Annotated in this window: 11 protein-coding genes; 8 read left to right on the top strand and 3 right to left on the bottom strand. The window is 61.5% G+C overall.

Translation table 11 applies throughout. From position 1 onward, the window contains the following. Positions 1 to 339 precede the first annotated feature (339 nt). Genes EN824_RS00715 through EN824_RS00700 form a run of 4 tightly spaced genes read left to right on the top strand, consistent with a single transcriptional unit; the run spans position 340 to position 4,376 of the window. Positions 340 to 771: a hypothetical protein gene (locus EN824_RS00715; RefSeq protein ID WP_127870133.1), complete on the top strand. Its 432-nt coding sequence runs from the start codon at positions 340 to 342 to the stop codon at positions 769 to 771. Further along, on the top strand, positions 768 to 1,982 hold the full coding sequence (locus EN824_RS00710; protein ID WP_135931683.1) for a glycosyltransferase family protein: 1,215 nt from the start codon (positions 768 to 770) through the stop codon (positions 1,980 to 1,982). The genes EN824_RS00715 and EN824_RS00710 overlap by 4 nt, the downstream gene beginning before the upstream one ends. A gap of 1 nt (position 1,983) precedes the next feature. Continuing rightward, positions 1,984 to 3,228: a glycosyltransferase family 4 protein gene (locus EN824_RS00705; RefSeq protein WP_135867327.1), complete on the top strand. Its 1,245-nt coding sequence runs from the start codon at positions 1,984 to 1,986 to the stop codon at positions 3,226 to 3,228. Beyond that, complete coding sequence (locus EN824_RS00700; protein WP_135867414.1) at positions 3,225 to 4,376, top strand: glycosyltransferase family protein; 1,152 nt, start codon at positions 3,225 to 3,227, stop codon at positions 4,374 to 4,376. The genes EN824_RS00705 and EN824_RS00700 overlap by 4 nt, the downstream gene beginning before the upstream one ends. Before the next feature lie 37 nt (positions 4,377 to 4,413). Here EN824_RS00700 and EN824_RS00695 read toward each other — a convergent pair whose 3' ends face one another. Then, positions 4,414 to 5,085: a class I SAM-dependent methyltransferase gene (locus EN824_RS00695; protein ID WP_135867326.1), complete on the bottom strand. Its 672-nt coding sequence runs from the start codon at positions 5,083 to 5,085 to the stop codon at positions 4,414 to 4,416. Between the two features lie 181 nt (positions 5,086 to 5,266). Between EN824_RS00695 and EN824_RS00690 the strand changes: the two genes are divergently transcribed. The 3 genes from EN824_RS00690 to EN824_RS00680 are packed head-to-tail and all read left to right on the top strand — an operon-like array spanning position 5,267 to position 9,333. Continuing rightward, a complete protein-coding gene (locus EN824_RS00690; RefSeq protein WP_127870128.1) occupies positions 5,267 to 7,981 on the top strand; it encodes an ABC transporter ATP-binding protein in 2,715 nt (904 codons plus the stop codon). 34 nt (positions 7,982 to 8,015) lie between these two features. Further along, the gene (locus tag EN824_RS00685; RefSeq protein WP_127870127.1) at positions 8,016 to 8,462 is read left to right on the top strand and encodes a cyclic nucleotide-binding domain-containing protein; all 447 of its coding nucleotides are present in this window, start codon (positions 8,016 to 8,018) and stop codon (positions 8,460 to 8,462) included. A gap of 22 nt (positions 8,463 to 8,484) precedes the next feature. Then, positions 8,485 to 9,333: an MBL fold metallo-hydrolase gene (locus EN824_RS00680; protein WP_127870126.1), complete on the top strand. Its 849-nt coding sequence runs from the start codon at positions 8,485 to 8,487 to the stop codon at positions 9,331 to 9,333. A 1-nt stretch (position 9,334) separates the two neighbouring features. Here the strand turns inward: EN824_RS00680 and EN824_RS00675 are convergent, their stop codons facing one another. Further along, entirely contained in the window at positions 9,335 to 10,114 is a 780-nt protein-coding gene (locus EN824_RS00675) for a polysaccharide deacetylase family protein (RefSeq protein ID WP_135867325.1), read from the bottom strand. Next, positions 10,111 to 11,199, bottom strand: a complete 1,089-nt coding sequence (locus tag EN824_RS00670; RefSeq protein WP_127870124.1) for a glycosyltransferase family 4 protein — start codon at positions 11,197 to 11,199, stop codon at positions 10,111 to 10,113. Before EN824_RS00670 ends, EN824_RS00675 begins: the two co-directional genes overlap by 4 nt. Before the next feature lie 74 nt (positions 11,200 to 11,273). Between EN824_RS00670 and EN824_RS00665 the strand changes: the two genes are divergently transcribed. Next, a complete protein-coding gene (locus EN824_RS00665; RefSeq protein ID WP_127275924.1) occupies positions 11,274 to 12,452 on the top strand; it encodes a DUF3095 domain-containing protein in 1,179 nt (392 codons plus the stop codon). Positions 12,453 to 12,634 lie beyond the last annotated feature (182 nt).

Below are 12,634 nucleotides of genomic sequence, written 5' to 3'. Positions count from 1 at the left end.
AGAACATCCAAGCCTTTGATCCAGCTGCATTTTTTGTTTATGGCGCAACGCCAGCCGCCCACCTCGCGCCCAAGTTCGCATAGACGCGCGGATCACGGACCCAGTCCTCGAAGGCAGCCGGCGCCGGGTCATCGAACTGCCAGCCCAAGAGAGAATTGGAGGCCATGGCGATCCACAAGCACCTGGTCTTGCACACGCCCTCCCGCGGGCGCTGCGTTGTGAGCGACGGCATCCACTCGATTCTTGCTGAAATTCCAGCTAGCCTAGGCGACAAATGGCTCAGTTCTGGTCGATGAATGACAATCAGACCGCCCGTCAAGAGATTGATGGGCAGCACCTTTGGTCCCCAAGACCGAGAGCAATGGCGCGCGAAATGAGTTCTACAACAAAATGGGCCGTGCGACTTCCGGCGACCGATCAATTGGCTATATGGGCAGGATAATTCGCCTTCACCGCTCCGAAATCAATGGAGTTCGGAGACACCGGAACTTTTTGGAATCAAGAGGGATGATTTCTGCCGATCTTTTGGATACCACGTTCCCCTTCGATCCAGACACCAACAGGGCGTCTCGGCCCGCTCCCGCCGAGGCGATATTCGTCAATCCATCAAGTTTCGGACTCAGGCAATCGGAAAGCCTGCCTGACAGGCACACCACGGAAGCAATACAGATCGAAAATGGCGGCCTCATTTTTCAGAACCAGGATGCTTTCGAAGCCGGCGCGCCGCTCACGGTCCTCAAGGCGAGAATTCTAAGAGACGTTCAACAATGACCCAGCACGCAGAAAACGCTCGAATTCTCATGTACAGCCACGACACGTTCGGGCTCGGCCACTTGCAGCGCTGCCGGACTATCGCGCATTCGCTGGTCGAGGATTTCCGCGGACTTCAGGTGCTTATCATTTCGGGTGCGACCATCGCTGGCGCCTTCGACTACCGGGCCCGTGTCGACTTCGTGAAGATCCCCAGCGTCATCAAGTTGCGCAACGGCGAATACACCTCGCTGGAAAAGGATATCGATCTGCATGAGACGCTCAGGATGCGCCAGTCGATCATCCGCCATACGGCCGAGACCTTCCGGCCGGATATCTTCATCGTCGACAAGGAACCGCTCGGCCTGCGCGGTGAGATTGAGGATACGCTGTCCTACCTCAAGACGCGGGGCACCACGCTGGTGCTTGGCCTGCGCGAGGTGATGGATGCGCCGCACCTGCTCGAGGCAGAGTGGGCGCGCAGGGATGTGATGCGCAAGATAGGCCTGTTCTACGACAAGGTCTGGGCCTATGGCCCGCCGGATTTCTACGATCCGTTGACCGGCTTGGATGTGCCGCCGGCTGTCAGGGCAAAGATGAGGTTCGTCGGCTTCCTGCAACGGAGCCTGCAGCGGAACGAGTTGCCTGGCCACAGGCCCGAGGGCGACTATATCCTCGTTACCACCGGTGGCGGCGGCGACGGTGCCGAATTGATCCACGACGTCATCGATGCCTATCATCAGGATCCGCAGTTGCAGCACAGGGCGCTGATCGTGCTCGGGCCTTACATGCCGGCGCGCAAGCGCAACAAGCTGCTCAGGAAGGGGTCCAAGATCCCCTACATCAAGATCATCGAGTTCGACAATCGCATGGAAGACCTGATTGCCGGCGCCAAGGCGGTAGTGGCGATGGGTGGTTACAACACCTATTGCGAGATACTGTCTTTCGATAAGCCGGCGCTCATCGTGCCGCGCATAGAGCCCCGCCAGGAACAGCTGATCCGCGCTCGGCGCGCATCCGAACTCGGCCTCATCGAGATGCTTTTGCCGGAGGAAGCCAAGGACTCCCAGCGGTTTGCCGATGCACTGGTGGCGCTGCCGGACCGGTCCCGCCCCTCACAGAGTAATCCGCATCTGACGCTGGAAGGGCTGCCGCATATTTCCGAGATTGTCGCGGAACTGCTGGACCGGCGGGCCGGCCATCACCTTTCGGTTATTGAAGGAACCATCTGACTTGCAACATCGCAAGATCGTCGTGGTTCTGAAGGGCTATCCACGGCTGTCGGAAACTTTTATCGCGCAGGAACTGCTCGGCCTCGAACGCGCGGGGTTCGACTTGATACTCGTCGCACTCAGGCGGCCCACCGACGCAAAACGCCACCCCGTGCATGACGAGATCAAAGCGCCCGTCCACTACCTGCCGGAATATCTGCACGACGAGCCGCTGCGCGTGCTTCGCTCGCTGTTTGCTTGTTTGCCGCGGCCGGGTTTCTGGCGCGCGCTCCGATCGCTGGCCGCCGATATCCCCCGCGACTTTACGCGCAATCGCGCACGCCGCTTCGGGCAAGCGCTCGTGCTGGCGGCCGAATGGCCGCAAGACGCGGGGTGGTTGCATGCCCATTTCGTGCACACGCCGGCATCGGTGACACGCTATGCCAGCCAGCTTCGTGGCCAGCCGTGGAGCTGCTCGGCCCATGCCAAGGATATCTGGACTTCGGCGGACTGGGATCTGGCCGGCAAGCTTTCCTCGGCGCGTTGGACAGTCACTTGCACGAAAACCGGCTTCGACCACCTGAAAAAACTCGCCAATGGCAACTCGTCCGTGCATTTGAGCTATCATGGGCTCGACCTTGACCGCTTCGGCAGTTTCAGTGCGGCGCGAAAGCAACATGACGGCTCGGCCCAGAGCGGACCGGTCATCATTCTGAGTGTCGGGCGCGCCGTCGCAAAGAAAGGTTACGACACCTTGCTGGGAGCCCTTGCCCTGTTGCCTGGCGATCTGGACTGGCGTTTCGAGCATATCGGCGGCGGCGAGGAACTGGAACGGCTCAAGGCGCTGGCGAAAAGGCTCGGACTGGATGGTCGCATCTCCTGGAAAGGTGCGCTGGCGCAGAAGGAGGTGCTTGAGCACTACCGCCGCGCCGACATCTTTGCCCTGGCCTGCAGGATCACCGCGGATGGCGACCGGGACGGTCTGCCTAATGTTCTGGTGGAGGCGGCCAGCCAGCGGCTTGCCTGCGTGTCCACCGATATTTCCGGCGTTCCGGAGCTCTTGTCGTCGGATGAAACCGGGCTGCTGGTTCCGACAGAAAACCCGATTGCCCTGGCACAGGCGCTGGAGCGCCTGATCCGTGATCCCGTGCTGCGCGCTCGCCTCGGTGACGCCGCGGAGGCGCGCGTGCGCGGCAATTTCGATCATATGGCGAGCATTGGACAGCTCAAGGAACTGTTCGAGCGCGAGTGGCGGGCCGCCGGTTGAAGCAGCTGCGTGCGTTCCTCTATGTCCAGCACCTGCTCGGTATCGGCCATCTCGCACGCACCAGCCGCGTCGCGGCGGCTCTGGTCGATGACGGGTTTGAGGTAACCGTCGTGACCGGCGGAGCGCCGGTCTCCGGGTTTCCGGGACCGGGGGTAAAGTCCGTAACCCTGCCACCTGTCACCTCCGGTGATGAGGGATTTTCCGGGCTTGTCGACTTGCAGGGCATCCCCATCGACGATGCTTTCAAGAAACGGCGTTCAGAGATGCTGCTGCGGGCATTCCGGGATTGCAGGCCTGATATCGTCATTGTCGAGGCGTTTCCGTTTGGACGCCGGCAGATGCGTTTCGAATTGTTACCGTTGATCGAGGCCATCGCCGCGACGTCGCCCAGACCGCTGCTGGCGACGTCCGTCCGTGATATCCTCCAGGAGCGCGTCAAGCCGGGCCGAAACGAGGAAACAGTCGATCTCATCAACAGGCATTTCGACCTGGTCATGGTCCACGGCGACCCGGCTTTCGCGACCATCGACAAGACATTTCCACTGGCCGGCGCGATCAGGGCTGAGGTCACCTACACAGGGCTCGTCGCGGCGCCGCCATCGCCCGCGGCCTCCGAGCGCTTCGACATTCTGGTGTCGGTTGGCGGCGGGGCTGCCGGAAAGAGCCTTGTTCACTCCACCATCGCAGCGGCGCGGAACGCCAAAAACGGTTGGAAATGGTGTTTGATCACCGGCCCAAACCTGCCGAAAGCCGAGTTTGACACGATCGCACGCGATGCCACGCCTGGTCTGTCCATCTTCCGGTTCCGAGAGGATTTCGCCAGCCTGCTGACCGGCGCCCGCCTGTCGGTCTCGCAGGCGGGTTACAACACGGTCTGCGATGTGCTGCGCGCGGGTTGTCGCTCGCTGCTTGTTCCATTTGCGGCCGGCGGGGAAACCGAACAGACGGTTCGCGCCCTGATGCTCGAAGAACTCGGTCTGGCAACGGTGTTGACCGAAAAGGACCTGACGCCTGAAGGTCTGGCGCAAGCGATCGAACAGGCGTTTGGGGCGCCGACGCCAGCCGCGCACCGTCTCGATCTGGAAGGCGCGCATCGCTCGGCGCAGATTCTGCGTCAGCGGTATCGAACCTGGTCGCCGAAATCCTGACGCGGGCCGCGCCTGGGTTGGATTCGCGCAAAGCGCGTCAAACAGTTCCAATCAGCATGAAGCGCGTATACTTTTTCGTCGGCAGTTCACCGGAGAACCGCACCTCCCGTAGCGCCGCCATTGCTTCGAAGGCTGCCAGTGAAGCCACGCAGTTGATATGCGTCGGCTCGCTGAAATAATCGTTGGATTGCAGCAGTACGTTCGTGCCTCGCGGAAGCAGGGCAAGCCAAGCACCCAGATCAGCTATGTGTTCGCAGCTCGTGTTGACCACCAGGTCGGGCCGCCCGGCCGCATAGTCGAGTGCGTACATATCCTCCGTCAGCGCCCGGAAGCGGTCGCCGGCTTCCCGGTTGAGGGTCCGGGCGACCGGCCCGACTTCAGGATCGATGTCGATGCTGTCGATCGCCGCAATGTCGAAACGGGCGTCGTTGAAAAGCATCGCCGGCAACACGCCGTACCATCCACCCAGAACCCATATGCGCCCGAACCGGCCGCCGCAGCTTTCGAACAGCCCGTCGAGCGCCCACATCTTGCAGGCGACCTGCTTGTGGTTGAAGGCGTTGGCGATATCGGCCTTCGGGTGCTTGGCGATGACGCGCGCCAGCCCTGCCACGAGAGGGCGATCGACATAGGCCGCAATTCCTCGGGTGAGGTCGAAGGCTTGCTCGTGCCAGTCCATGCCGGCATTGCGCGGTTGCGTGACATCCATCATATTCGCCTTGTATGTTGGGATTTCGGGCGACACAACGCAATCTTGCTGAGCGCAGCACTGCCTCCGTGCACTGCAGCTTGGAGCTTGTCATTGGCGACGAAGAAATTGCCGATACGCCATTCGCCAGCAGGTGCTTTTACATCCAGCACCCTTCCAACTGAAGGCTCCACGATCGCATATGGAACCCAGCCTAGCCCGCTACATCTGGAAGCACACCAGGAAGCAGCAGATCTGGATATTGTTGATCGTCTTGCTTTCGATGATCCCGTATTTCATGTCCTTCGACCTGCCGAAGCTGATCGTCAACGGCCCGATCCAGGGCAAGGGGTTCGAGCAACCGGGCGCGACCCTGCCCTTCATGAGGCTGCACTATAACCTGCCGTTCATTGGCGAGGTCCTGTTGTTCTCCGGCTTTCAGCTCGGCCGCAAGGCGACGCTGCTTGCCCTGAGCATTGTGTTCCTCTTGCTGGTCGTCATCAACGGCCTGTTCAAACTCTACATCAACACCTACAAGGGCCGCCTCGGCGAACGCATGTTGCGCCGTATCCGCTTCGATCTGGTCGATCGTGTGCTGCGTTTTCCGCCGATTTACTTCAAGCGGGTGAAATCCGCCGAAGTGGCGACCATGGTGAAGGACGAGGTGGAGCCGCTGGGCGGCTTCATCGGCGATGCCTTCCTGCAGCCGGTGCTGCTCGGCGGCCAGGCGCTGACGGCCATGCTGTTCATCATGGTCCAGAACGTCTGGCTCGGAGCGATAGCCATCGTGATCGTGGTGATCCAGATCGTGCTCATCCCGCGCATGCGACGGCGGCTGCTCGTGCTCGGGCGCCAACGGCAGTTGACGGCACGCGCGCTTTCGGGCCGGGTTGGCGAAATCGTCGACGGCATCGGCGCTGTTCACGTCCACGATACGTCGAACTACGAGCGCGCCGACATAGCTGCCCGGCTCGGGCTCATCTTCAAGATCCGCTTCGATCTTTACCAATGGAAATTCATGGTAAAGTTCCTCAACAATTTTCTGGCGCAGCTCACGCCCTTCCTGTTCTACATGATCGGCGGCTATCTGGTCATCGCGGGCCGGCTGGACGTCGGCCAACTCGTGGCCGTGATCGGCGCCTACAAGGACCTGCCTGGACCGATGAAGGAACTGATCGACTGGGATCAGGATCGGCAGGATGTCCAGGTCAAATACCAGCAGGTCGTCGAACAGTTCACCGTCGAGGATATCATTGCGCCGACGATCGGAGCACTGACGATCGACAATCCCGGTCCGATGACAAACCCGTTGTCGGCGGTCGGTCTGTCAATGGCGGACGATGGCGGTGCAATGCTCCTCAACCGGATCTCCATGCAGGTCAAGCCGGCCGAGACGGTGGCGCTGGTCAGCACCCCGACAGGTGGAGCGGAGGCGCTGGCAGAAGCCTTCGCGCGGCTGAACTGGCCGGAAAGCGGAAAGGTCGCTTCGGGCGCCGATGACCTGCTTGAGCTCCCCGAAGCAGTGACCGGCCGGCGCATGTCCTACGCCTCGTCGGATGTTTTCCTGTTCCAGGCAAGTCTGCGCGATAACCTGCTCTACGGGTTGAAGCATGCACCGCTGACATCGGTGACTTATGACGGCGCCGCGGCGGACCAGCAGCGCTGGAACATCGACGAGGCGCGCCGGTCGGGCAATCCGGATCTCGATATCCACAGCGACTGGATCGACTATGCTTCCGCCGGTGCTACCGGCCCGCACGACCTCTTCGAAGCGGTGCGCCGGGTGCTCGACGCGGTTCTTCTGTCGCGCGACATTCTGGATCTTGGCTTGCGCTCTTCGGCCGACCTAACGCGTCACACGAAGCTTGCCGGGCGTATCGTCGAACTGCGTGCAGCGCTGCGAACCCGGCTCGAACAGGAAGGGCTGCGCGAACTGGTGGTTCCTTTCGAGCCGGGCGCTTACAACACGGAAGCGACGATCGGCCAGAACCTGCTGTTCGGCGCTGCCGCCGGCCCCGAACTGGCCGACAAGGCTCTGGCGGCCAATCCCTATTTCGCTTCCGTGCTGAAGCAAGCCGGCCTCGACCGCACGCTCTACGAAATGGGCATGGAGATCGCCGAACAGGCGATCGAGCTGTTTGCCGACCTGCCGCCCGATCACCAGTTCTTTCAGCAGCTCGCCTTCATGAGCGCCGAGGAGATCCCCGCCTACGAGACCTTGCTGCAGCGGCTCAAGAACCGTTCCTACGAGGCGGTTTCGGAGGCCGACCGCGCCATGATCATTACTTTGAGCTTTGCCTATATCGAGCCCCGGCACCGCTTCGGCCTGCTGACCGACGAGCTGATGCGCAAGATCGTCGCCGCACGCAACCAGTTCTATGAAAACCTGCCGCCCGAGCTGCAAAACGCGATCGAACGGTATGACCCCGCCAAATATATCGCCGCGGCCACCGTCATGGACAATGTCCTGTTCGGGCGTCTGGGCAACAACCATCCCGACGCGCCGGACCGCATACGCTCCATCGTCTACGAAATTCTTGACGAGCTGGGGCTTTATGCCGAGCTTCTGAATGTCGGCTTGGATTTCAACGTCGGTGCCGGCGGCAGGCGGCTGACCGGTGGACAGCGACAGAAGCTCGATGTTGCCCGCGCCCTGCTCAAGCGCCCCGATTTTCTCATTCTCAACCGGCCGCTGTCGGCGCTCGACCAGCGCATTCAGGAAAAGGTGCTGCGAAACGTGCTCGAGGAAGCCAGACGCGACGGCCATTCGCCGGCAATTGTTTGGGTCGTGACGAGTCCGGCAATGGCCACAGGGTTCGATCGCGTTATCGTCTTTGACTCGGGTCAATTGGTGGAAGACGGTACACACGAGACACTTTTGGCAGGAAACGGTATCTTCAAGGAACTTCTGTCATAGTCTGGCAGACGCGAATTTAGGAAGGTTTGCGACAATGCTGCTCAAGGATGAAGTCGGAATGCTGCAACGCGTTCCCTTGTTCTCTGGCATTGAGCCGGCAAAGCTCAAGCTGCTCGCGTTCACATCCGATCGCGTGAAATACAGCGCCGGCCAGATTCTTTTCCGGCAGGGCGACGAGGCGGACGCCGCCTATGTCATCCTTTCAGGCAGCGCGGACATTCTGGTCGATTCCGATAGCGGGCCGATAAAAGTTGCCGAACTGCTGCCAAATTCGATCGTCGGCGAGATCGCCATATTGTGCAACAGCTCCCGCACTGCCGCCGTCAGAGCGGCAACTGATCTGGAGGCCTTGAGAATCCGCAAGGATCATTTCCTGAGGCTTATGAGGGAGTTCCCGGAAATGACGATCGAGATATTGCGGGTTCTTGCCGATCGGCTAAGCCATACGACCGCGGATCTGATCGACGCACGAACCGCCTAGAGCTACGATGGGCGAAAGTAGTATGGACGACGATTTTTTCCTGGTCAGATTTTGGGGCGTGCGCGGCAGCATTGCGGTATCCGGGCCAGAATTCGCTCGCTATGGCGGCAACACAGTCTGCATTGAGATGCGATGCGGCAAGCATACGCTTCTGTTCGACGCGGGCTCTGGCCTGCGGCCTGCCGGCAGGGCGTTTCAGGCGGCGGATATGACCGATTTCGACCTGCTTTTCACCCATTGCCACTACGATCACATCATCGGGCTGCCGGCTTTTGCGCCGATCTTTGACCCGAGCGTCAAGCTTACCATTTGGTCCGGGCATCTTGCCGGGCGCATGACGACCCGGCAGATGATCGATGAGTTCATACGGCCGCCGTGGTTTCCGGTGAAAATGGACGTCTGCAAGGCAAAGCTCGACTGCCGCGATTTCGTGTCCGGAGACGTGCTTCGGCCGCGCGAAGGGGTCGTGGTTCGGACCGGCAGCCTTGCCCATCCGGGCGGCTGCATAGGCTACCGGGTCGAGTGGGGCGGCCGCATCGTGGCGGTGATCACGGACACCGAGCACGAGCCGGGCAAACTCGATCAGTCGGTGCTCGGCCTCATCGACGATGCCGACCTCGTCATTTACGATTGCACCTACACCGAGAAGGAAATGGAACGCCGCCGCGGTAACGGCCACTCGACATGGCAACAGGGCGTCAAGCTCTGTGAGGCGGCCGGCGCGCGGGGGCTCGCGCTATTTCACCACGATCCGGCACGCACCGACGAGCAACTGGACGAGATGGAGAAACTGGCCAAGGACCGGTTTGCCGGCGCGTTTGCCGCGCGGGACGGCCAAACGCTCGAATTTCCAGTGCAGAAAAAGCGCTGAGCTATTTTCCTCCAGAGCCCTGTCCTGATGGATCGCTGCGTTCGATCAATGTGCTGATCGGAAGCCAGGCGCAGGATTCAGCCCGTGCGGTGACCGCGAATAGCCGTTCGAGGAAAAGCCATGCCGATTCATCATGGACGAGATGGTGCGTGAGCAGGCCGACCGGCTCGCCGCCGTCGAATGCCTGCTGCAATTGCGCGATAATGGCCTGAACCAACAGGCCATGGTCGCGGCAGCCGCGAGTGCCATGCCAGTCCATGATGTCGACATTGCTGTTGATGACCGCCAGGGGAGCGGGCTTCGGCGGGCCGAAGACCGACAATGCCGCAAATCCTATAGATCCAAGGTCGGATACCACGCCGGCGTCGATCCTGTTCCAGGGCGGGACCAGCATCGGAACGGCACGTGCGCCGTGCAGGCCGGTTACGCGCGACAGCCCGCGGGCCAGATCATCGAGCACCGCCTCGGGTGGGCGATGTGCGCCGAGCTCCTGCTTTTTCTGGTCCTCGGGCGCATGATTTCGGTGCGCCCAGCCATGGATGGCGACCGTGGCATGCGGCGCCTCGTCAAGCCGGACGACAAGTTTCCCATCAGTCAGGGCCGGGATGACGGCCAGCGTGACCGGAACCGCGAATTCACCGGTCAGGTCGAGCAGCCGATCAAGCGCCGGCGTCGGATCCACGGCGTCGTCGTCGCGCAGCCAGAACTCCGCCCTGCGGCCCGTCCGTCGCAGGCGCGCCAGCTCTTTCACCAAGGGCTGCCAGATCGGATCAGATGTCATGAGACCGGGATCTTCTCGAGAAGTTCGGCCAGCCGCGCCGCTGCAGTACCGAGGGAACGTTCTTCGAGGATGAAACGTCTGGCTTCCGCGGCCATGAGGGTTCTTTCGTCGTTACGGGCCAGAAGCCTTTCAATGGCGGAAGCGAACGCCGCCACATCGCCCGGCGGGGTGAGAAACCCGGTCTGGCCATCCCGCACGACCTCCGGCACGCCGGCGATGTTCTGGGCCACCACCGGAAGGCCGGCGGCCTGTGCTTCAAGATAGGCCACACCATAGGCCTCGCCGAACCCGGGCCAGACGTAAATTCCCCCTCTGTAAAGGACATCCGGCACGGCTGCCGGCTCGATCGCGCCGAGCCATTCGATACGCTCTGCGGGCAAGCCGGCGAATTGCGCCTTGACCTCGTCACGGGCAGGCCCCTCCCCGACGACCGACATGGTCCAGGGCAGATGGCCGATCGAACCGAGCGCTTGCGCCAGCATGCGATAACTTTCGACTTTGTCGCCCGGGCGCATCATGGCGACTGTAACCAGGCGCGTCGGGCAACCCCGTGCCGGCTTTTCCCGGAATGCCGATGTGTCGATGAAGGGCGACAGTATGCCTAGAGAGGCATCGGGAATGGCATCTGCCAGTCCCTGGCGATCCCTTTGCGTGAAGCAGATGTTCAGCGCTGCCTGTTCGATGGCTCGCACCACCAACGCTTGGCTATCGGCCCACAAACCAGCGTTGCGCCGCCTGGAATAGGAGGCTTCCGCTGTCACATAGGGGACAGCAAAGGCCGACGCCAGCTCGGGTCCGATCAGGTCGGGCGCCTTGTAGTAGGGATGATAGGAGAACCAGAGGTCGGGCTTGCCGTCACGGTGCCAAAGCTTTGTCAGCCGAGTGGCTTCCTCTCGGGCCTCGATCTTGAGCGCATCGAAACTTTTCGACTCCGGTTGGCGTAGATAGAAACGCAATTCGGATGCCAGTTGGACGCTATGCCCTCCATGCTCCAGCGCCTTGACCAGCATCCGCGCCATCTGGCGGTCGCCGGAGACAACGGGATGATTGGGTGACTTCAGCGGCGCATAGAAGGCAATTCGCATCGCGCGACCCTATCATCGCAAAGCCAGGGCAAGTCAATTTCGAAGCACGATCGACTTCACCTTCAAGCAGTGAAATGTGCTATCTGATGCTCATGGAAATAGCTGCCGCTTCCGACCCGTTTGTGGCTTCTTTGCCGGTCTTCGCAAAGTTCGAAAGCGTTGCCGATATCGATAACTATCGACCTCTCCCCGATGGCTGGGCGATCGCCACCGCCGACATCGTCGGCTCGACCAAGGCGATCGAGGCCGGGCGCTATAAAACCGTCAATATGGCCGGCGCCAGCGTCATTTCGGCGCTGCTCAATGCGCTGGGTCGGCAAGACCTTCCCTATGTCTTCGGCGGTGACGGCGCGCTCGTGGCGTTCCCCGGCTCGGCGCTGGAACTCGCCCGCAACGCGCTGGCTGCTGTCCAGAGATGGGTGGCGGACGAACTGGACCTGACCTTGCGTGCGGCAATCGTGCCGATAAAGGATATAAGGGCGCAAGGCCTCGACGTCCGCGTGGCGAGGTTTCAGGCCTCCGAAGCGGCCTTCTATGCCATGTTCGCCGGCGGCGGCGGCAGTTGGGCGGAAGCCGAGATGAAAGCGGGGCGCTACCGCATCGATCCTGCGCCGGCCGGCGCGCGGCCGGATCTGACCGGCCTCTCCTGTCGCTGGAACCCGATCGAAGCCCGGCATGGCGAAATCGTCTCGATCATAGCCGTACCAGGGCCGGCGCGCGACTTGCGCGGTTTTCAGTTTCTGGCTTCCGACATCATCGCCCTCGCCGGCAGGCAGGAACGCGATGGTCACCCGGTGCCGGTGGACGGGCCGGACTACAGTTTGCTGCCCGCCGGCCTCGATGTCGAGGCGCGCGCCGCGGCGCCGCCGGGGCGGCGGTGGTTGGCGAAGCTGTGGGTAATCTTCCTGATGACGCTTACGGCTGTCGCCGACAGGTTTGGCTGGACGATCGGCAAGTTCGATCCGAAGGTCTACAAACGCGACGTGGCCAGTAATTCGGATTTCCGCAAGTTCGACGACGGCTTGAAGATGACCATCGATGTTGACGCGGATGTGTTGCAACGGATCGAGAACCGGCTGAAACAGGCAGAAGAGGCGGGCATCTGCCGCTATGGCCTGCACCGCCAGCAGTCGGCCTTGATGACATGCCTCGTAATCTCGCCGCTACAGCCCGATCACGTTCATTTCATCGATGGCGCCTCCGGTGGCTATGCGATGGCTGCCGCAAGCCTGAAGGCGAAGGTGCCTGTCTGATGGCGGCTTGCCGAAATCGGTTCTCCGCAATATGCCTTTCTGATCGTCGACACACGCAATGTATTTGGCCGCCTCGGGCTGGGTCGAGATACGGTGGTAAAGGCCTGACGGCGTCTGAGCCGGGCAATTTTTGCCCGATGTCAGGATCGTGATTGCACTCCGCCGGCAGCCTCGCCACATAT

It is taken from the genome of Mesorhizobium sp. M8A.F.Ca.ET.181.01.1.1 (genome assembly GCF_004792025.1).
Taxonomy (GTDB): domain Bacteria; phylum Pseudomonadota; class Alphaproteobacteria; order Rhizobiales; family Rhizobiaceae; genus Mesorhizobium.
Note: the sequence above shows the minus strand (reverse complement) of the source record. Positions and strands in the feature narration are given on the sequence as shown.